18 protein-coding genes are annotated in these 21016 nt (G+C 61.4%); 9 read left to right on the top strand and 9 right to left on the bottom strand.

Annotated features, from left to right (window positions below):
* Positions 1-77 precede the first annotated feature (77 nt).
* Together AACY36_RS15195 and AACY36_RS15200 are read left to right on the top strand one after the other, a co-directional pair.
* Positions 78-590: a DUF3299 domain-containing protein gene (locus AACY36_RS15195; RefSeq protein WP_339416999.1), complete on the top strand. Its 513-nt coding sequence runs from the start codon at positions 78-80 to the stop codon at positions 588-590.
* A 94-nt stretch (positions 591-684) separates the two neighbouring features.
* Positions 685-1383 (top strand): OmpW/AlkL family protein, encoded by a 699-nt coding sequence (locus AACY36_RS15200; RefSeq protein WP_339497274.1) that lies wholly within the window; start codon positions 685-687, stop codon positions 1381-1383.
* A 77-nt stretch (positions 1384-1460) separates the two neighbouring features.
* Here AACY36_RS15200 and AACY36_RS15205 read toward each other — a convergent pair whose 3' ends face one another.
* Entirely contained in the window at positions 1461-2345 is an 885-nt protein-coding gene (locus AACY36_RS15205; protein WP_339417053.1) for a sugar nucleotide-binding protein, read from the bottom strand.
* A 142-nt stretch (positions 2346-2487) separates the two neighbouring features.
* On the opposite strand from AACY36_RS15205, the gene AACY36_RS15210 reads away from it, so the two are divergent.
* Positions 2488-6738 (top strand): DEAD/DEAH box helicase, encoded by a 4251-nt coding sequence (locus AACY36_RS15210; RefSeq protein ID WP_339417001.1) that lies wholly within the window; start codon positions 2488-2490, stop codon positions 6736-6738.
* 41 nt (positions 6739-6779) lie between these two features.
* On the opposite strand, the gene AACY36_RS15215 is transcribed toward AACY36_RS15210, so the two are convergent.
* Entirely contained in the window at positions 6780-8885 is a 2106-nt protein-coding gene (locus AACY36_RS15215) for a mechanosensitive ion channel family protein (RefSeq protein WP_339417002.1), read from the bottom strand.
* A gap of 177 nt (positions 8886-9062) precedes the next feature.
* Between AACY36_RS15215 and AACY36_RS15220 the strand changes: the two genes are divergently transcribed.
* From AACY36_RS15220 to AACY36_RS15235, 4 genes are read left to right on the top strand one after another with little or no spacing between them, the layout of a single operon-like run.
* Positions 9063-9467, top strand: a complete 405-nt coding sequence (locus tag AACY36_RS15220) for a DUF72 domain-containing protein (RefSeq protein ID WP_339436993.1) — start codon at positions 9063-9065, stop codon at positions 9465-9467.
* Positions 9464-10240, top strand: coding sequence for an endonuclease/exonuclease/phosphatase family protein (locus tag AACY36_RS15225; RefSeq protein ID WP_339417004.1), 777 nt, complete (start codon positions 9464-9466; stop codon positions 10238-10240). Before AACY36_RS15220 ends, AACY36_RS15225 begins: the two co-directional genes overlap by 4 nt.
* Positions 10237-11499 carry a cardiolipin synthase ClsB gene (clsB, locus tag AACY36_RS15230; RefSeq protein WP_339417007.1) on the top strand — a complete coding sequence of 421 codons (1263 nt, stop codon included), beginning with the start codon at positions 10237-10239 and terminating at the stop codon, positions 11497-11499. The genes AACY36_RS15225 and clsB overlap by 4 nt, the downstream gene beginning before the upstream one ends.
* Complete coding sequence (locus tag AACY36_RS15235) at positions 11489-12445, top strand: lysylphosphatidylglycerol synthase domain-containing protein (RefSeq protein WP_339417009.1); 957 nt, start codon at positions 11489-11491, stop codon at positions 12443-12445. Before clsB ends, AACY36_RS15235 begins: the two co-directional genes overlap by 11 nt.
* Positions 12446-12572: 127 nt before the next feature.
* Here the strand turns inward: AACY36_RS15235 and AACY36_RS15240 are convergent, their stop codons facing one another.
* The 3 genes from AACY36_RS15240 to AACY36_RS15250 all read right to left on the bottom strand — a co-directional run bounded on the left by AACY36_RS15240 (position 12573) and on the right by AACY36_RS15250 (position 15558).
* Positions 12573-13328, bottom strand: a complete 756-nt coding sequence (locus AACY36_RS15240; protein ID WP_339417011.1) for an alpha/beta hydrolase family protein — start codon at positions 13326-13328, stop codon at positions 12573-12575.
* Positions 13318-14427, bottom strand: coding sequence for a DUF3182 family protein (locus AACY36_RS15245; protein ID WP_339417013.1), 1110 nt, complete (start codon positions 14425-14427; stop codon positions 13318-13320). Before AACY36_RS15245 ends, AACY36_RS15240 begins: the two co-directional genes overlap by 11 nt.
* A 171-nt stretch (positions 14428-14598) precedes the next feature.
* Positions 14599-15558 carry a GlxA family transcriptional regulator gene (locus AACY36_RS15250; RefSeq protein WP_339417014.1) on the bottom strand — a complete coding sequence of 320 codons (960 nt, stop codon included), beginning with the start codon at positions 15556-15558 and terminating at the stop codon, positions 14599-14601.
* Positions 15559-15654: 96 nt separating this feature from the next.
* Between AACY36_RS15250 and AACY36_RS15255 the strand changes: the two genes are divergently transcribed.
* Positions 15655-16218, top strand: coding sequence for a cysteine hydrolase family protein (locus AACY36_RS15255; RefSeq protein ID WP_339417016.1), 564 nt, complete (start codon positions 15655-15657; stop codon positions 16216-16218).
* Between the two features lie 21 nt (positions 16219-16239).
* Here the strand turns inward: AACY36_RS15255 and tam are convergent, their stop codons facing one another.
* Complete coding sequence (gene tam, locus AACY36_RS15260; protein ID WP_339417017.1) at positions 16240-17001, bottom strand: trans-aconitate 2-methyltransferase; 762 nt, start codon at positions 16999-17001, stop codon at positions 16240-16242.
* Between the two features lie 100 nt (positions 17002-17101).
* On the opposite strand from tam, the gene AACY36_RS15265 reads away from it, so the two are divergent.
* Positions 17102-18010 (top strand): LysR family transcriptional regulator, encoded by a 909-nt coding sequence (locus AACY36_RS15265; RefSeq protein ID WP_339417019.1) that lies wholly within the window; start codon positions 17102-17104, stop codon positions 18008-18010.
* Positions 18011-18029: 19 nt separating this feature from the next.
* Here the strand turns inward: AACY36_RS15265 and AACY36_RS15270 are convergent, their stop codons facing one another.
* From AACY36_RS15270 to AACY36_RS15280, 3 genes are all read right to left on the bottom strand, one after another.
* Positions 18030-18854: a hypothetical protein gene (locus tag AACY36_RS15270; RefSeq protein WP_339417021.1), complete on the bottom strand. Its 825-nt coding sequence runs from the start codon at positions 18852-18854 to the stop codon at positions 18030-18032.
* 109 nt (positions 18855-18963) lie between these two features.
* The gene (locus tag AACY36_RS15275) at positions 18964-19491 is read right to left on the bottom strand and encodes a single-stranded DNA-binding protein (protein ID WP_010467282.1); all 528 of its coding nucleotides are present in this window, start codon (positions 19489-19491) and stop codon (positions 18964-18966) included.
* Positions 19492-19500: 9 nt separating this feature from the next.
* Positions 19501-20895, bottom strand: coding sequence for an MFS transporter (locus AACY36_RS15280; RefSeq protein ID WP_339428436.1), 1395 nt, complete (start codon positions 20893-20895; stop codon positions 19501-19503).
* Positions 20896-21016: the final 121 nt, after the last annotated feature.

A 21016-nucleotide genomic window follows, 5' to 3' on the forward strand; every position in this document is an offset into this window, starting at 1 on the left:
GTTTCAAGCGTTAAGCTGCAAGCGAATCGGCTTTAACTTAAAGCTTGCGGCTTCTAGCTACCTACTGAGGAGTTTTCATGCGTCGCGCCCTCGCTGCACTGTTTTTGCTGGTGGCCCTGCCCGCCTGGGCCGCCGAGCCCAAGGAACTGACTTGGTCGGAGCTGATCCCGCCGGATGCCATGCCCGAAGTGCCCAATATGCAGCCGCTGCACAACCTGTCCGGCATGGCGGATGCACTGGAGTCGGCGCCGGCGGCCAAGCAGGAAATGCCCCACGCGCCTGTGGTGCAAAGCCTTGATGGCAAGCACATCCGCCTGCCCGGTTATATCGTGCCGTTGGAAGTCGGCGAAAACGGCCGCACCACTGAATTCTTGCTGGTGCCGTATTTCGGCGCGTGCATCCACGTTCCGCCACCGCCGTCGAACCAGATCGTGCACGTTAAAAGTGAAGTCGGCGTGAAGCTCGATGAACTGTATCAACCGTACTGGATCGAAGGCGCGATGCGGGTCAAACCGTCCACCAGCGAACTGGCCGACGCCGGTTACCAGATGGATGCCGAGAAGATTTACATCTACGAGCTGCCGGAGTAACGCTGATCGCGCTTTCGTTGAGCTGAGTCAAAAGATCGAGCGGAACGATCTTTACCATTGGACGTACAACTTTTAACGTCCTTTTGGAGCTCCCATGAACAAGTCTCTGCTCGGCGCGTCCCTCTTCGCGCTCGCCCTCGTTGCCCCTGTCGCACACGCTCACGAAGCGGGCGACATTCTGGTTCGCGCCGGTGCAATCACCGTGAATCCGAAGGCTGACAGCAGCACCGTCAAAGTTGACCAGGGCCCATTGGCCGGCACCAACCTGGGCGGCAAGGCGACCATGAGCAGCGATACCCAACTGGGCTTGAACTTTGCCTACATGCTGACCAACCACGTGGGTATCGAACTGCTGGCCGCCACACCGTTCGAGCACGACGTGAAGATCAAAGGCACCGCCCTGGGCGCCCCCAACGGCAAGCTTGGTACCCTGAAACACCTGCCGCCAACCCTGAGCGTCGTGTACTACCCGCTGGATAACAAATCGGCCTTCCAACCTTACGTAGGCGCCGGTATCAACTACACCTGGATCTACGACGAGCACGTCGGCAGCCGTGCCCAAGGCGCAGGTTTCAGCAACTTCAAGGCTGAAAACTCCTGGGGCTGGGCCGCACAGATCGGCGCGGACTACATGATCAACGACAAGTGGATGATCAACGCCCAGGCGCGCTACATCGACATCAGCACCAAGGCCACCGTGGAAAACAACGCCGTGGCACCTGGCACGCGTGCCAAGGTCAATGTGGACGTTGACCCAATGGTTTACATGGTGGGTATTGGCTACAAGTTCTAATCCCGACCTAAGCAACACTGCATAACCAAATGTGGGAGCGGCGCACCGCCGCTCCCACATTTTGGTTTTGCGTGTATTCAGTTGTGCCGGTAGAAGCGATCCAGCAACGCCGGCAGCCCCGCCCGCCATGCCCGTGGCTTGATGCCAAAGGTATGGAGGATTTTCTTGCAGGCGAGCACCGCGTGTTGCGGTTCTTCACTTGCATCCGGCCGGGCCGCATGGGCCTGGGCGGTGGGGGATTCGATCGCCAACGGATGAAAATTGCGCGCTTCAGTGAGAATCGCCTGGCCCAGCGCCAACGGCGTGGTCGCCTCATGGCCGGCGTAGTGGTAAGTGCCCCACAACGGCGCCGCGCAATCGAGTTGCTTGAGCACCGAAATGATCACCCGCGCCGCATCGTCCACTGGCGTCGGGTTGCCGCGCCGGTCGTCAGCCATCAGTAATTCATCGGTTTTTTCGGCCCGGGCCAGGAAGCGCCCGAGGGTGCCGTCGACGCTGTCATCCAGCAGCCAACCAAACCGCAGCAACACATGTTGCGGGCAAGTGGCGCGCACGCTTTGTTCGATACGCCACAACGCCTGGCCGCGCAGGCCCAGGGGCACCGGCTCGTCTTTTTCGCTGTAAGCGGTGGCGCGAGAGCCATCGAACACGCGGTAGCTGGACGGTTGCAGCAAGGTGATGTTGTGGTGCTGGCACAGCTCGGCCAGACGCTCGATAGCGAACTCTTGGGAGGCCAGGCGGGTTTCGCTGACCGCTTCGGCCTGGAACCAGTCGAAATAGTAGGCGAGGTTGATCAACGCATCGGGACGGGTGTCGTCGAGCAATTGGGTGAGGCTCGCGGCATCCCAGCCGTCTTGGGGCGGTTTGGGTGCGAGGAAACCAATGTCTTCCTCTGCACCGAGGCGAATCAGCGCCTGCCCGAGGGCATTCCCGCCGCCCAGTAACATAAGGCGCATTCGCATAGATTGAGCAGGCCCGGTCTGGTTGGAACGAAGGTTATTCATGTATTTGTCAGAATCGTTGCATTTTGCGGGTTCGTAGCGCAACCGTCACGGACAAACTGCGCGATTGCAACTTGTTGGAGCGGGCGGTATCAATCACTCCATGAACCTTCCTGAATCCACCGACAGCGCGTTGCACGGCTTCCACCCCGCCGTCAGCGCCTGGTTCCGCAGCACCTTCCCTTCGGTGACAAGCGCCCAGGCCCAGGCATGGCCGCTGATCCGCCAGCGCCAATCGACGCTGATCGCCGCGCCCACCGGCTCCGGCAAGACGCTCACAGCCTTTTTGGCGGTGCTGGATGACTTGGTCCAGCAAGGCTTGGCGCACGGCGGGCAACTGCCGGACGAAACCCTGGTGGTCTACGTGTCGCCGCTGAAGGCGCTGTCCAATGACATCCAGATCAACCTGCAGAATCCGCTTGCCGGAATCACTCAGCACTTGCAGAGCCAGGGCCTGCCGCCGCTGGTGATCCGCACCGCCGTGCGCACGGGCGACACCCCGCAAAAAGACCGCGTGCAGATGCGCAAGCGCCCGCCGCACATTCTGGTGACCACTCCGGAATCGCTCTACGTGCTGCTGGGGTCGGACTCCGGGCGGCAAATGCTCGCCCGCACGCGCACGGTGATCGTCGATGAAATCCACGCTATCGCGGCCGGCAAACGTGGCAGCCACTTGGCGTTGAGCCTGGAGCGCCTGCAAGGTCTGTGCGCCGAACCACTGACACGCATTGGCTTGTCGGCCACGCAAAAGCCCATCGACGCGGTGTCACGTTTTCTCGTGGGCACCGGCCGCCACTGCGCGATTGTGGATATCGGCCACGCCCGCCCCCGCGACCTGGATATCGAAGTACCGCCAGTGCCGCTCTCGGCAGTAATGGCCAACGATGTGTGGGAACGGGTCTACGACCGCCTCGCCGAATTGGCCCGCGAGCACCGCACCACGCTGGTGTTCGTCAACACCCGCCGCCTGGCAGAACGCCTGGCCCGGCATTTGAGCGAACGCCTGGGCAAAAGCGCCGTGGCCGCGCACCACGGCAGCCTGGCCAAGGAAATGCGCCTGGACGCCGAACAACGACTCAAGGCCGGTGAGCTGCAAGTGCTGATCGCCACCGCGTCCCTGGAGCTGGGGATTGATATCGGCGACGTGGATTTGGTCTGTCAGATCGGCTCGCCCGGCTCCATCAACGGCTTTCTGCAAAGAGTGGGACGCTCCGGCCACCAGGTCGGCGGCACGCCCAAAGGGCGCTTGTTCGCCACCACACGCGACGACTTGATCGAATGCGCCGCGCTGCTCGATTGCGTACGCCGGGGTGAGCTGGACACCTTGCACATACCGGTCGCGCCGTTGGACGTGCTGGCCCAACAGATCATCGCCGAGGTCAGCGCCCAGGAATGGTCGGAGCAGGCATTGCTCGACCTGATCCGCCGCGCCGCGCCCTATGCCGAGCTGGATGAACGCCATTACCAAGCGCTGCTGCAGATGCTCAGCGACGGCTACAACGGTCGCCAGGGCATCCGTAGCGCCTACCTGCACCGCGACGCCCTGAGCCGCACCTTGCGCGGTCGGCGCGGCGCCAGACTCACTGCCGTGACCAGCGGCGGCACCATCCCCGACAATGCCGACTACAGCGTGTTGCTCGAACCCCAAAGCCTGAACATCGGCAGCGTCAACGAAGACTTTGCGGTGGAAAGCATCGCCGGGGATATCTTCCAGCTCGGCAATACGTCCTACCGAATCCTGCGGGTCGACGCCGGCAAGGTGCGCGTCGAGGATGCCCATGGCCAGCCGCCGACCATTCCGTTCTGGCTCGGCGAAGCGCCCGGGCGCAGCAACGAATTGTCGGCGGCGGTGGCGCGTTTGCAGGGCCAATTGGACGCGCTGCTCAGCGCCACGTCCGGCAACCTGCAAGCCGCGCAAGACTGGCTCACCGAAACCCTCGGCCTGAACCGCGCCAGCGCCGAACAAATCCTCGATTACCTGGCGCGCACACGCTTGGCCCTGAGCGCCCTGCCGTCCCAGGACACGTTGATCATGGAGCGTTTCTTCGACGCGTCTGGCGGCACCCAACTGATCATCCACACGCCGTTCGGCAGCCGCGTCAACCGCGCCTGGGGCCTGGCCTTGCGCAAGCGTTTTTGCCGCACCTTCAATTTCGAATTGCAGGCCGCCGCCAGCGAAAATGCGATCGTGCTGTCGCTGTCCACCAGCCACAGTTTCGAGCTGGACGCGGTGTGGCGCTACCTCAACAGCCACAGCGCCGAACATATCCTGATCCAGGCCGTGCTGGAGGCGCCGCTCTTCGGCGTGCGCTGGCGCTGGAATGCCGGTGTGGCGCTGGCATTGCCGCGCTTTACCGGCGGGCGCAAGGTGGCGCCGCAGATCCAGCGCATGAAAAGCGAAGACCTGATCGCCAGTGTGTTTCCCGACCAGATCGCCTGCCTGGAAAACCTCGCCGGCGAGCGCGAAGTGCCTGAACACCCGCTGGTCGAGCAAACCCTCGACGACTGCCTTCACGAAGCCATGGACAGCGACGCCTGGCTGGCCCTGCTGCGGCGCATGGAGCACGGCGACGTGCGCCTGATCAGCCGCGACTTGCCAGCGCCCTCGCCGATGGCCGCCGAAATCCTCAGTGCGCGGCCCTACACCTTTCTTGACGATGCGCCACTGGAAGAGCGCCGAACCCAGGCCGTGCTCAACCGACGCTGGAGCGACCCGCAAAGTACCGACGACCTAGGGGCGCTGGATGCTGACGCTATTGCTGGCGTGCGCGAAGAAGCCTGGCCGGCGCCCAACGGGCTGGATGAAATGCACGAGGCGTTGATGAGTCTGGCGTGTATCGCCGCCAGCGAAGTCACGCCGCAATGGGCGCAATGGTTGCACGCCTTGGCCAAGAGCGGCCGCGCCTTTCAATTGCACAATGACCTGTGGGTCGCCGTTGAACGCTTGAGTTGCTTGCAGGCAATCTTCCCCAACGACTTGCCGCTGTTACCTGGTTTCGATGAGCCCTGGACCTTTGATGAGGCCGTGGTGGAAGTGCTGCGCGCACGCCTCGGTGGGTTCGGCCCGCTGAGCCTGAGCGAGATCGCCGCGCCCCTGGCCTTGCGAGAATCTGATGGGGTCCAGGCGCTGGCCCGCCTGGAGCAGGAAGGCTATGTATTACGCGGCCATTTCAGCCCCGCTGCCACTGAGGAGCAATGGTGCGAACGCCACCTGCTGGCGCGTATTCATCGCTATACGGTCAAGCGCTTGCGCCGGGAAATCGAGCCGGTGGCACTGCAGGATTTCATGCGTTTTCTGTTCGATTGGCAGCACCTGTCCGACGGCACACGCGGTCAGGGCAGCGCGATGTTGCCGCAGATCGTTGCGCAGTTTGAAGGGTATGCCGCCGCCACATCCGCCTGGGACAGCGACCTGCTCAGCGCACGGCTCAAGGATTACTCCTCCACCTGGCTCGATGACCTGTGCCGCAGCGGCAAACTGGTGTGGACGCGCTTGAGCAACAAACCCGGCGCCATGGCATTACGCAGTACGCCAGTGGTGTTGCTGCCCCGCAGCCAGGTGGGACTGTGGAGCGGACTGACCGAACTCACCGACGCCACCACGCTGTCACCCAAGGCGCAGAAGGTGCATCAAGCCCTGCGCGACCACGGCGCGCTGTTTTTTGATGAGCTGGTGCACGAGGCCCACTTGCTGCGCAGCGAACTGGAAAGCGCCTTGCAGGAACTGGTCGGCGCCGGGCTGGTAAACGCCGACAGCTTCGCCGGCCTGCGCGCCCTGACCACGCCCGCCAGCAAACGCCAGGCGCGCAGCAGTCGGCGTGGGCGCGGCGCGTTTATCGGCGGCATGGACGACGCCGGGCGCTGGGCCTTGGTGCGGCGTTCACCCACCGCCGCCGGCGCGCATTCGGCCGAGACGCTGGAGCATGTGGCAATGACCTTGCTGCGCCGCTATGGCGTGGTGTTCTGGCGCTTGCTCGAGCGTGAGGCGGATTGGCTACCAAGCTGGCGCGAGTTGCTGCGCACTTTTCATCGGCTGGAAGCACGCGGGGAGATTCGCGGGGGGCGATTTGTCAGTGGGTTGGCGGGGGAACAGTTTGCGTTGCCGGAGGCGATCCCGTTGCTGCGTGAAGTGCGACGTCGGGCCCATGACGGCAGTTTGATTGTTGTGTGTGGGCCTGATCCGCTGAACCTGGTGGGCACGTTGTTGCCGGGCACCAAGGTGCCGGCCTTGAGTGGTAATCGAATTGTGTATCGGGACGGGTTGCCGGCGGCGGTGATGGTCGCGGGCAAGCAGCAGGTGTTGTTGGAGGTGGATCAGGTGGCGGTGCAGAATAAACTGATTAAGCGTCCGTAACTTAGCAGCTGTCGAGCGCCAGCTGCTACGGGTTGTGAAGGTCACTGAGTCCGAGGCGGCTCCGTGACCACCACCGAAGCCGGCACCTCTGCATCAGGTTCATCCGCCAGCAGCGCACGCTTGGGCAACAAAATCTGCTGTGGATAAGTCTGCGCGAAGTGCACCTCGTCACAATTATCCACACGCTTTTTCAGCCGCTGGTTAAACGCGCGACTCACCGCGTATTGCCCGCCCGAGACCGTGCGGAACTGCGCCGTCAGCACCACGCCGTTGAGGTCCATCTTGTCGACACCAAACACCTCCAGCGGGCCTTGCAGGTTGTACTTGAGGAACACATCGTCGCGAATCGATTGCCCGGCCTCGCGGATCAATTCCAGCGCCTTGTCCACGTCCGTGTCGTAGGTGAACTGCACTGAGAAGAATGCATAGGCAAACTGCCGCGACTGGTTGGTAACCGCCTTGATCTGCCCGAACGGCACCGAATGCACAAACCCCTTGCCGTCGCGCAGGCGCAGGGTGCGGATGGTCAGGCCTTCGACAGTGCCGGCGTGGCCGGAGTCGAGCACCACCCAGTCGCCGATGGACAGGGTGTCTTCAATGATGATGAACAGCCCGGTGATCACATCCTGCACCAACTGCTGGGAACCAAAACCGATAGCCAGGCCGACCACGCCGGCACCGGCCAGCAGCGGTGCGACGTTGATGCCGAGGTTGGCCATGGTGGTGATTGCGCAAATCACCACCAGGATGATTTTCACCGCGTTGCGCACCAGCGGCAGGATGGTTTTCACCCGGGTACTGGGCTGGCGGCTCGAGCGATCGTTGACCGGCGGTTTCAGCGCTTCCTGAATCGCCGTATCCAGGACCACCCAGAACAACCCGGTCATCAGCAGGATCAAGCCAATGCTGCTGAGGGAATCGCTGATCGCCCGACCGATCGAGTTGCGCTCGGCGAATTCAAACAGCGAGACACCCCAGATACGCCCAAGGACTTCAATAAACCCGAGCGCCATCGCAATGCGCAAGATCGCGTGCAGCACGCTGAGGAAACGCTCCTTGTAAGCACTGCTGCGCTGGATCGCCACTTGGCTGCGCGACTTGAACAGGTGTTGCAGCACAGTGCTCAGGAACACCGTGCCGATTAGCAAAATGGTGGTGAGCAGCGCGCAGCGCAGGGCTTTCTGGTTATCGTCCCCGGCGCCGATCAGGTTTATCGCCGAAACCAGCACCATCAGCAGGATCGGCCAGTACCAGAGCCCGGAAAATATCCGCAGCGATTGTTGCAACGCCGGGTGTTTAAGGCGCTGGGTCAGCGCCTGATTACGGATCAAGTGCGCGACCGGGCGACGCAGGCGAATCACCAGCATGCCGAAGGTTACCGCCGCAAACAGGCCGGTAAACATCGCAATGCCGCTGGTGATATTGCCGCCGAACTGGCGGGCGATCTGCGGGCTGGTCAGCGCATCGCTGAGGGCGGCGAGGAACCCGATCATGAACATCGGCTTTGGGCAGTAATCGCGGATGATCTGCACGGCCGTGCGTTTATGCCCGACGTCAAACATAACGATCACGCACAACAGGATGGACGTGGAGAAGATGCCGCTACTGGTCGCATAGGCAAAACACAACGCCAGCGCCCGGCCGATGGAGGTCGGCAAAAAGTGACTGACGTAAAGCGTCAGCGGCAGACAGATCACGGCCGGGATCGTGTAGGGCACTAAATAACCGAGTACGCCTTGCAAGCGTCCGCGCCGATGGACAAAGGGACGTTGGCTGACACGCCTGACCAGCCTGCGCCCCAGTAAGGTCAACAGCGCGAAGGCGCCGATCCAGACGCCGGACAACAGCAGGAAGTCCCCGGCCACGCTCCATGGCGAGCGGTCCGAGGGACGGTTGACCAGGCGCCCCACCTCATTGGCCGCACGGTCGGCGCGCAGGCGCCAAGCGTCAAGGAGGTTCTGGTTGAGATCAAGCTTGTCCTGCACATCAACGATGCTGGAGCTGATGGCCCCGAGCAGGCCGCCCTCGACCAGAATTTCCGGCTTGGCCGGCGTTTCGGCTTCAGGCGCGGCCGCCGCGGCGTGCACTGCGCCGCTGCCGCAAAACAGCAGCGCGCCGAGCAGTAATGCAGTCTTTGAATTCAGCAAAACACCGGGCTCCTTGAGGTAGGTCTGTAACGAGCTGACGGGTTTTGGCGCTGATCGTTCCCGTCTAAAACGCAATGCGCTGGGGCGTGCCGTCCGTAAGGCGCTGGAAACTTTCTCGCAAATCCCACAGTCATCCCTCCATGGAGGTCATTCGACCCATTAACCACGGGAGCAACCATGTCCGCGATTCATATCGGCATTTCCGGCTGGCGCTACACGCCTTGGCGGGGGGGCTTCTACCCCGAGGGCCTGACCCAGAAACGTGAGTTGCAGTTTGCGTCACGGGCGGTCAACAGCATTGAGATCAATGGTTCGTTCTACGCGCTGCAAACGTCGCAGCGCTACGCCCAATGGTACGCCGATACGCCAGACCGAATCGAGTGCTGGCGCCACGGCAAACAACCGTCAGACGCCCACCTGATGGACCCGAAACGCAAGCCGCGCGACGTGTTCTGCTTCTTCGACAACGACATCAAGGTGCGCGCGCCCTTCGATACGCGCCAATTGCTACAGCGCTTCGAGCTGGATAAAGCAATGACCACTGAGCCCGGCAAACTACCAGAATTGGGGGTGCTGCCATGACTCATCCGGAATTGATTCCCGTGACGCCCACCGCCGCCATCACGCGCTTCACCGTGCTGACGGTCAATATCCACAAGGGTTTCACTGCCTTGAATCGACGCTTCATCTTGCCCGAGCTGCGTGAAGCAGTACGCAGCGTGGGCGCCGACATGGTGTTCCTGCAAGAAATTCACGGCACCCATGAGCGCCACCCCCAGCGCTTCAGCGACTGGCCGAACATGCCGCAGTACGAGTTCCTCGCTGACAGCATCTGGCCGCAGTTTGCTTACGGGCGCAATGCGGTCTACCCCCACGGCGATCACGGCAATGCGTTGCTGTCGAAATTCCAGATCGTGCGCTACGACAACCTCGATATCTCGCAAAGCGGCCATGAAAACCGTGGCCTTTTGCATTGCGTGATGCGCCTGCCGGGCACCGGCCAAGAGGTGCATGCGATCTGCATTCACTTGGGGCTGCGCGAAGTGCACCGCCAGCAGCAATTGCGCTTGATCGAACAGCGCATCAGCGAAATTCCTGCCGACGCGCCGCTGCTGGTTGCCGGTGATTTCAACGATTGGCGCCAAAAGGCCGACCTGAGCCAGAGCGGCCTAAAAGAAGTATTCATCGAAACCCAGGGCAAACCCGCGCGCACCTTCCCGGCGCGCTTGCCTCTGCTGCCGCTGGACCGGATTTATGTGCGCAATTTGAAGGTGCATAACCCCCGAGTACTGACGACACGGCCCTGGTCCCATCTATCAGACCATGTCCCCCTGTCAGTGGAGATTGAGCTATGAACGTCGCCGTAGAACATATTTCCACCGACCAGCCGCCGGACCAAGCCAAGGCACGTGACCTGGATTACGGCTGGCAGAGTGGCAACCAGGTCCAATTGCTGGAGAACGGCGAAGCGTACTTCCCTGAGGTGTTCACTGCACTGCGCGAAGCCCGGCGCGAGATTCTGCTGGAGACCTTCATTCTCTTCGAAGACAAAGTGGGCCATGAGCTGCATGGCATCCTGATCGAGGCGGCGCGCCGTGGGGTCAACGTAGTGGTCAGCCTGGATGGCTTTGGCTGCGGCGAACTGAGCCCGTCGTTTCTCGGCGAGCTGGCCGCGGCCGGCGTTGCGGTGCAGATGTTCGACCCCGCGCCAAAGACCCTGGGCATTCGCACCAATTGGTTTCGCCGCCTGCACCGCAAGATCGTGGTAGTGGACGCGGAGGTGGCCTTCATCGGCGGAATCAATTTCTCCGCCGACCACCTGGACGATTACGGTCCCGAGGCCAAGCAAGATTACGCGGTGAAGGTGATCGGCCCGGCGGTAGCGGACTTGCATCATTTCGCCTTGGCCCAAAGCGGCCGCCAAGTACGCACGCGACGCGGTTGGCGACGACGCCAGCAGCGGCCGCAGATCTGGTCGACCGATAAGGGCGATGGCCAGGTGCGCCTGATTTACCGCGACAACGCGCAGCATCGCGATGACATCGAAGAAGCGTATATCCACGCCTTGAGCAAAGCCCAGACACGCGCGGTGATCGCCAACGCCTACTTCTTCCCCGGCTACCGCCTGCTGCGGGAAATCCGCAACGCCGCGCGCCGTGGCGTGCACGTGCAATTGATCATGCAGGGCCAGCCCGATGTACTGCTGGCCAAGCTGGCGGCGCGCATGCTCTACGACTATTTGCTCAAGGACGGCGTGGTGATCCACGAGTATTGCCAGCGCCCACTGCACGGCAAAGTCGCACTGGTGGATGACGAATGGAGCACGGTGGGGTCGAGCAATCTGGACCCATTGAGCTTGTCGCTGAACCTGGAAGCCAACGTGTTGATTCGCGACCGTGCGTTCAATCAACAGCTGTATGAACGACTGGAAGCCCTGGCAAAAAACCACTGCCAGACCATGCCGGAAAAACGCAAGCCGCGCCTGTGGCTGTGGCGTTTGACCGTGGGTTTCCTGGTGTTCCATGTGATGCGCCACTTTCCTGCACTCACCGGCTGGTTGCCCGCGCACAAGCCGCGTTTGAAACCTTTTGAGGCTCAGCGCCATGACGTCTGAAACCAAAGGCTCGCAGTTCAAACGCTGGAAGAAGCCGCTGACCATCGTCTTCTTCTTGCTGCTGATTGCGCTGTTCACCCTGCTCGCGCGGCGCATCGATTGGAGCGAAGTGGTTCAGACCCTGGGCGACTTCAAAGTGCGCACGCTGGTGATCGCCAGCGCACTGACGTTATGCAGCTTTCTGGTCTACGCCAGCTTTGACCTGATCGGCCGAACGTACATTCGCCAGCCCCTGGGGTGGAAGCAAATCCTGCCAGTGGGGATCATCAGCTATGCCTTCAACCTCAACTTGAGCGCCTGGGTGGGCGGCATCGCCATGCGCTATCGACTGTATTCGCGCTTGGGGGTGAGCACAGGCAATATCGCCAAGATCCTCGGTCTGAGCCTGGCGACCAATTGGTTTGGCTATATGGCGATAGCCGGCGTGGTTTTCAGCAGCGGCCTCGTCACGATGCCACCAGGCTGGAAGGTCAGCACCACGGCATTGCAAGGCATTGGCGCGTTGTTGGTACTGGCCAGCCTGGGTTACCTGGTGGCCTGCCAGTTTTCGAAAAAGCGTGCGTGGACGATTCGCGGCATGGAAATCAACCTGCCGTCGCTGCGTATGGCGTGTTTGCAACTGATGTTGGGCGCGTTGAACTGGTCGCTGATGGCGGCGGTGATTTTCACGTTGCTGCCGGCCAAACTGGATTATCCGCTGGTGTTGGGGGTGTTGCTGATCAGCGCGATTGCTGGCGTGCTCACCCACATCCCGGCTGGGCTTGGGGTGCTGGAGGCGGTGTTTATCGCGCTGTTGCAGCATGAAGCGTCGCGGGGCAGTTTGCTGGCGGGGTTGATTGCGTATCGGGCGATCTACTTCATCTTGCCGCTGCTGATCGCTCTGGTGATGTACCTTGGCGTAGAGGCCAAGGCCAAGGCGTTGGGGGTGAAGAAAGCACCGGCTTAAGACTGTAGTGACTGGTCGACCGCCTTCGCGAGCAAGCCCGCTCCCCCGTTTAATCGTGTACATCCTTTGGAATGCAGTCGAATGTGAGAGCGGGCTTGCTCGCGAAGGCGGCCTAAAGAGCACCCGATTATTGAGACTGGATAATGCTCAACCGCTCACCCACCACCATCTCGGTAATCCAGTCCACCAGGATTGAGGTGTACGCCTGCTGAGACACCGGGTCGCTGAGCGAGTGGTCGGCACCATCGATGATGCGATGAGTCAGGGAATGGGTCTGCTGGCACGCCGCGCGGTAACTCATGATGGTGGCGTGGGGCACGTGGGCATCGGTTTGCGACTCAACGATCAGCACATCACCGGTAAACGCAGAACAAGCGTGCAAGGCGCGATTGGTTTCGGCGTGGACCCGCGTGCTGCGGTAATCCATCAGGTCGGCCTTATCCAGATCACGCTTGGGTTTGAGCCATTCCTGGTCGCGGTACAGCGCCGGCACGCGCAGCGCCAGCCAGCGCACCGGGCGCAGTGAGGTGAGAATTGCCGCGAGGTAGCCGCCGTAACTGGTGCCCACCACCGCCACCGCCGAGGTGTCGATGGCCGGGTGGGACAGCAGTCGATCATAGGCCGCCAGCAGGTCGCGCAGGTTGTCTTCGCGGGTGACGCGAGACAGCGGAATGCCAGTGGCGGCATGGCCGCGCAGGTCGAAGGTGAGGCACACACAGCCCAAGCCGGCGATGCCTTTGGCTCGTTCAAGATCACGCTCTTGGCTACCGCCCCAGCCGTGCACAAACAACACGCCAGGTACTTTGGATTTGGGGCTCAGGAAGGTGCCGCTCATCTGTTCGTCGTCGATGTCGATCGCAATGCTTTCGCTTCTAGCCGTCATAAGATTTAACCGTCACGTACTTGAGAAGAAAGGCGCTGTTTTGCGCCGGGCCGCGATACACCTCAATGGCATCAGCCGGCAAGGGTTGGTCCGCGTAGGTTTCCACAGAGGACACACGGATAGCACGCAGGCCGGGGTTGTTGATAAAACTCTGCAACGCTGCGACTTCCGCGCTGCTGGCCCCGCCCATGCGCCAGGATTGTTCGAGCACGCCGCTGCGGCGTTGGCCGTCGCTGTCCAGGCCCTGAGCGATGTCGTAGTTGCGCCGCGATGCGTAGAAGCCGGGATAGGCTTCATCGGCGGCCGCGTCGAACACCTGTGCTTGTTCGATGGCTTCGCGAACGTCGTCGGGCAGTTCGAGTTGCAGCAGGGTTTCGTAGCCACCCGGCACCGCCAACAGGTCGGAGCCGCCGTAGACGTCTTCGCCCTGCCCGTCTTTCGTCAGGGATTGCTCGCCGCAGTAGCTGAACACGTGATCGCCGATGAAGCTTTGGCCGACGCTGTGGGTGATCACGTCCTGCAGGTCTTGCTCCAACACCACACCATCGCTGAAGAGCTTCGCGGCCTCAGGTCGAGCCAGCACGGCTTCGAACTCATCGAGACTGTGGATAACTTCCTGGCCTCGGCCGGCGCAGGCCTGCACGGGTTTCAGGCGAATGGGTCCGCTGTAGAGCAAGCGCGTGGCAGCGGGCCGGGCGTCTTCCAGCGCGAAGACGCTCAAACCATCCAGCACGACGTTTCGCACACGTTCGCAGAATAGCGCTGACCAACCTTCGGGCGCTTTGGCTTCAGGCCCGAGCAGACCATGGCTGATGGCTTTGGTGCAGATGAAATCGTGGTCGACGTAACCGCCCCACACATCCTCCGGCCCCTTGATATTGAGCGCACGCACCTGGGCTGCACCGACCAGGGTTTGCGTGGGCAGCAGGTAAAGTGATCGTCCCGTATGCAGAGCAGGGTCGTAGCTGCCACCGAATTTTAGCCCGAGAATCTGCGCCAGCCAGCGCGCCAGGGCGCGGTTGGTTTCGATCTCATGAAGAGGGGCGCCTTCACGTGTGGAGTGAGCGACCACCAGCTTCTTGCGTTGAGTCGGGGTCATGCGTCCCCCTTGGCCTTGCCGCCATGTGTGTGCAAGAGAGGTTGCAGGGATCAGGCCAAGGCGCTTTCGGGGCGGATGGTTGTGAAATCAAGCAGTTGCCGAAAAACCGATGGCAGTTGGCCTGCTCCATTCTGCACGACAGCGCGTCGGCGTCGCGGCGTTCTGCACGATTCAGACGCCAAAACGGTTGCGGTAATCGCTGGGCGCCAGGCCGGTGATCTTCTTGAAGGTGGCGCGGAAGGCGCTGGGGTCCTGATAGCCCACGGTCCACGCGATGTGATCAATGGTGCCGTTGGTAAACTCGAGCATCTGCCGAGCCTTGCCCACGCGCAGATGCTGACAGTATTCGGTGGGTTTCAAACCGGTGGCGTTGCGAAAGCGCCGTAGGAATGTGCGCTCCTCCAAGCCGGCCTCCAGTGCCATCGCCGCCACGGAAACATCCACTGCACCGCTGGCCTGCAACCAGTGCTGAACCTTGAGAATGGCACCGTCACCGTGGCCAAGAATCGGCGCGAAGTTACTGCCGCACTGGCTGGCGCTGTCACTGTGCTCGATCACCAGGAAACGCGCGGTATCCGCCGCAATGCTGGGGCCCATCAAGCGATCGACCAGGCGCAGGCCGAGTTCGGACCAGGCCATTAAGCCAGCGGTGGTAATCAGGTCGCCGTCATCAACGATGGGTTTATCCGCTTCAAGGCGCACGGCCGGGTAACGCGCGGCGAAGGATTTGGCGGAAGACCAATGGGTGGTGGCGCTGCGCCCATCGAGCAATCCGCTGCGCGCGAGCATGATCGAACCCATGCAGACGCCGCCCAGTACGGTACCTGCCGCATGTTGCCGGCGAAGCCATTCCAGTAGCGCAGGCGGCGCTTGTTCTTCGGTGAACTCACCAATCGACGGGGGCACCAGTACGGCCATCATGGGTTGATCAGGGCCGGGGTGGCTATCGAATACGCGCACCGTTTCACCGGTAGCCTCCACCTGCCAATGGCTGATCCGCAAGAGCGGCAACTGTGCGCACTGGTGCTCGGCGGCGATGCGGTTGGCGACGCCGAACAGGTCAGTCAGGCCGTGCACGGCCGCCATCTGCGCCCCCTGGTAGATCAACACGCCCAGCTCAACAACGACCATTGTCAGTTTTCCCCCTGTTATTGTCGGTGCAGCCAATCCCAAGTGCAGGCGCCAGCTAAGATACTGGGCCCATCAACCCATCACGAGGCAACACACATGGCCAAGCAAGCGCTCATCCTAATCGATATCCAGAACGACTACTTCCCTCAAGGCAAGTGGCCACTCGACGGCGTCGAAGCCGCAGCGGACAAGGCCGTGCAGGTGTTGCAGGCGTTTCGCCAGGCGGGCGATGCGGTGATTCATGTGCGTCATGAGTTCACGTCTGAGGACGCGCCGTTCTTCACACCGGGCTCCGAGGGTGCGCATCTGCATACCAAAGTGCTGAACGAAGACAATGAGCCGGTGGTGCTTAAACATTTTGTGAATTCGTTTCGCGAGACCAACCTGCGCGCGCTGCTGGAACAACGCAGCATCACCGAACTGGTGGTGGTCGGCAGCATGAGCCATATGTGTATCGATGCGGTGGTGCGGGCGGCGGCGGACCTGGGCTACAAGGTCACGGTCATTCATGACGCGTGTGCGACCCGGGACCTGGAGTTCAATGGCCAGGTGATCCCGGCTGCGCAGGTGCATGGGGCGTATATGGCGTCGCTGGCATTCGGGTATGCGGGCGTGGTGTCGGCAAATGAGTATTTGAAGGCGCAAGCGGCGGCGGCATAACCGCCACGTGTCTTGGCGAAGTTAGCGGGTAGCGATAATGAACAGGCGCGGAAAAGGCAGCAGCACGGTGCCATCGGCCAGGGCTGGGTAAGCCTGGGTAATCCGCGCCTGGTACTCCTGCAGGAAGGCAGCCTTTTCGCGATCGGTCAACGGCGCCAGGAAGGGTCTTAGGGCCGAGGCCTTGAACCACTCCACCACCGCAGCGTGATCCGCCAGCGGGTGCTGATAGGTGGTGCGCCACACATCGACGGTGCTGCAATGGTTGCTCAGCAGCTCGTAGTAGTAGCTCGCGGCGTGGCGTTCATTGTGTTTGACCGCGCCGATCTTGGCAGACCACGGGCCATCAGCGGCAACTTCACGGGCAAGTCGGTGGGCAGGCTCATCGAGGTTGTCCGGCGTTTGCACCGCCAGCGTGCCAGCGGGTGTCAGTTGGTGGACCAAGTGCGGGTAAAGCGTGGCGTGGTCAGGCAGCCATTGCAGCGAAGCGTTGGCCAGGATCACATCGAAAGTCTGCGCGGGGTTCCAGGCGCCGATGTCCGCCAGTTCGAAGTTCTGCGCCGGTAGCCGTTGGCGTGCATCGACCAGCATGTCGTCGGAGCTGTCCATGCCGGTAACGTGCGCATGCGGGAAGCGCTCGGCCAGCACCTCGGTAGAGTTGCCGGGGCCGCAGCCCAGGTCGACAGCCGTGCGCACCTCGGTATTCGGAATGGCCGCGACCAGGTCGCGGACGGGACGAGTGCGTTGTTGTTCAAACATCGTGTATTGCTTGGCTGACCAGGTCATCGCGGCTTCCTTCTGTTTGAGGTTGACCACAGCCTAAATCTTGTGAGCCATGAGAACAAATGCCAAGATTGGCACTCTCCCATACCTGAAAAGTATCCATATGCTGGAGCTTCGCCAACTCAAGGCCTTCGTTGCCATCGCCGAAGAAGGTTATATCACCCGCGCTGCCGAACGCTTGGGCATGCAGCAGCCGCCGTTGACACGGATGCTGCAAAGCCTCGAAGCCGAGTTGGGCGTGATGCTGATGGAGCGTTTGCCCCGAGGCGTGCGACCCACTACCGCTGGGCTCGCTTTACTGGACGAAGCCCGTGAACTACTCGCGCAGGCTGAAGGCATTGCCGATGTAGTGCGCCGTGCCGCACGGGGCGAGCGCGGACGGCTGGCAATCGGGTTCACCAGCTCGGCTGCACTGCATCCCTTTGTGCCGAGTGTGTTGCGGTTGTTTCGCGAAACCTATGTCGGCGTCACGGTGGTGTTGGAAGAAGCTGGCACCGGCGAACTGCTGGACGCGTTGGGGCACGAGAAACTGGACGCGGCGTTTATCCGCTCGCCCCTCAGCGGGACTCAATCGCTGCAGGACGACCCCATCCTGGTGGAGCCGATGCTGCTGGCGCTGCCCACTGATCATCCGCTGGCACTCGATGCGGGCTCTCCCCTGCCCTTGAAGGCATTGGCGAGCGAGTCCTTCGTGCTCTATCGCCGCCGCGTTGGGTTGGGTTTGTATGACGCGATTCTGGTGGCGTGCCGCGAAGCGGGGTTCAGCCCGCAGGTGGTGCAGGAAGCCCCGCGCATGACCGCGACACTCAGCCTGGTAGCGGCGGGACTTGGGGTGTCCATCGTGCCAGCGTCGATGCAGCGGTTGCGCGGGGACGGCATCGTGTACCGGGAACTGACGGAGTGTCAGAGCCTGGTGGCGCCACTGCATTTGGCGACGCGGATTGATGACGGATCTGCAGTGTTACGCCGGTTCAAAGAGATGGTGGTGACGGCGGCCGAGGCGGACGCCTGATCACCGATTAGGCGCTGCGTTATTTCATCCGTGTCAACGTGCTCATGTAGGGGTCGCCATTGAGGATGAAGTCCTCACGCAGGCTGCCGTCGGGCATCGGTTCAAGGCTGGTCGGGGTTTGTAGCCTGTGCTTGGGGGAGCGAAAGGAGGCTTCACTGTCCGAATAGGTGTAACGCTGAAAGTGCAGCACATCGCCCACCCAATGGACGTTGTTGTAGAGGTAATGCCAGTTCTTGTCACTGGGCGTACTGAGATAAAAGCCGCCGCTGGCATCGCGCGCGATGGTGACCATCATTACGTTGTCGGAGCCCCAGGTACCGACATAGCGGTCCATGCCCGGATGTTTGGGAATGGTTGGAGCGGCCACAAAATCGCTGGCCTTATAGGGTGCAATTCGGGCCTGTTCAGCCTTGAGATCGGGGTAGCGTTCACATACGGAGTCGACCTTGTCGACTTTTTCAAAATCGTATCTGATCGTCATTCCGCCGGTCCGGCTGGTGAACTGCATGAACTCAGGAGAGAAGGTCAGCACCTTCAGTTCGAGGGTTTTGGACGGCAATATCATGTTGATCACCTGCCCATCCTCGACCACGGAATAGCCCATTACATCAGGCGGCTTCTGGCTGGACGTCACGCAATCGAACGCGTGCAGCACCAGTTGGCCGTCTGCCCTGAAGTCAGCCACGGTCGTTTGACCTTCGTTCAGCGCTTGCATGGCCCAGAGGCCTACGATCTGGCTTTTGTCGTCAGCGAGGGAGACTTCGGGCTTCGGGTTTCCCTGGAGGGCAGTGCAGCCGGTGAGTAGAACGGTGCTCAATGCCCATGAGAGACGTTTTTTATACACGGTGTTCGTCCATGAGTATGTGGGGTGCGTGCTCTTGCGGGTATTAACAAAAAGCCCCTGGCGCAGGGCTCAGGGGCTTTCGGGAACACTCTACAACTTTGGCTATATCCTAGAACGGAATATCGTCATCAAAGCTGTCGAAATCCGGAGCCGGTTGCGGAGCAGCCTGCTGTGGAGGCGGCGCCTGGCGCGACTGTTGCGGTGCCGACTGCTGCGGACGCGGAGCCTGCTGGCGTGGGGCCGGGGCGGACTGCTGGTAGTTATTGCCCCCGCCTTGTTGGTCGCCCTGCTGTGGACGGCCGCCCAGCAGTTGCATGGTGCCTTGCATGTCGACCACGATTTCAGTGGTGTAACGCTTGATGCCGTCTTTTTCCCACTCACGGGTTTGCAGCTTGCCTTCGATGTAGACCTGCGAACCTTTGCGCAGGTACTCACCGGCGATTTCAGCCACTTTGCCAAACATCGACACACGGTGCCACTCGGTTTTCTCGACCTTCTGGCCGGTCTGCTTGTCGGTCCACTGCTCGCTGGTCGCCAGACTCAGGTTGGTCACGGCGTTACCGTTAGGCAAGTAGCGAACTTCGGGATCCTGGCCGCATGTACCGACCAATATGACTTTGTTAACCCCACGGGCCATAACGTTCTCCTAGGCTGGGCGCGCTGTCGGCACTGGGTTGACCAGTTGCTCAAGCGTCGCGCGATCCAATAATTCGGTGTCCAATTTGATGTAAATGGCCGCTTCTTCAGCGACCACGACTGCATCTGTTACTCCAACAACGGCCTTAAGGCGCTCTACCAGGCCAGCGTCACGAATGGCTTCGGGCGACAACGGCAGGCGCAGGCTTGTGACGTATGGAGGTTCGCGCATGGTAACAGCAAAGGCCAGCCAAAGTGCAGCCAGCCCGGCGCATCCAAGGAACACAACCGACAAACCGCCATGCTGGAACATCCAGCCACCCATGATGCCGCCCAGTGCAGAACCCAGGAACTGGCTGGTGGAATACACCCCCATGGCCGTCCCTTTGCCACCGGCCGGTGAAACCTTACTGATCAGCGAAGGCAATGAAGCCTCCAGCAGGTTGAACGCGGTGAAAAATACCACCGTGCCGATTACCAGCGCCCGCAGGCTGTCGCCGAACTGCCAGAAGAATAGCTCAGTGAGCATCAACGTCGCGACGGCACCCAAGAGAACTCGTTTCATTTTGCGTTTCTTCTCGCCATAGATGATGAACGGGATCATGGCGAAGAACGAAATCAACAGCGCGGTGAGGTAGACCCACCAGTGCTGTTCCTTGGGTAGCCCGGCTTTTTCCACCAGCGCCAGGGGCAAGGCGACGAAGCTGCACATGAGCATGGCGTGTAATACGAAGATACCTAAATCCAGGCGCAGCAGGTCGGGATGCTTGAGCGTCGGCAATAACGCCTTGCGCGCGACGCCCGACTCGCGGTGCTGCAACGTACCGGTGGAGCGCGGCACCATAAAGGCAACGATCACGATACCGAACAGCGCCATGCCGCCGGTGACCAGAAACAGCCCGTGCAAGCCGAACGCGCGTGTCAGCAGGGGGCCGACGACCATGGCCACGGCAAACGACAGTCCGATGGTCATGCCGATCATGGCCATGGCCTTGGTGCGGTGTTGTTCACGGGTCAGGTCTGATAGCAGCGCCATGACCGCGGCGGAAATCGCACCGGCCCCTTGCAGGATGCGTCCGGCAATCACGCCCCATATCGAATCCGATTGCGCCGCGAGCACACTGCCGAGAGCGAACACGATCAGACCCAGATAGATCACCGGACGGCGGCCGATGCGGTCAGAAATGATCCCGAATGGAATCTGAAAAATCGCCTGGGTCAGGCCATAGGCGCCAATGGCCAGGCCGATCAATGCCGGGGTCGCGCCTGGGAGGTCCATCCCATAGGTCGCCAGCACCGGCAACACCATAAACATGCCCAGCATACGGAAGGCGAACACCAGGGCAAGACCGCTTGCCGCTCGGGTCTCGCCGCTACTCATGCGTTCGCTGTGGGGATCGTGCATGGAAAAACCTCGTGTGAACCGGCGGCGATTCTACCAGTCCCATCGATTGAGAGGGTATATGCGGCGCTTTGCCGCGCAGCTTTCATCTAAGGCTGCAAGCGGCCTTTTGGCAGTGTATATT

The organism is Pseudomonas sp. EA_15y_Pfl1_P101 (assembly GCF_963970835.1).
Lineage (GTDB): Bacteria > Pseudomonadota > Gammaproteobacteria > Pseudomonadales > Pseudomonadaceae > Aquipseudomonas > Aquipseudomonas tritici.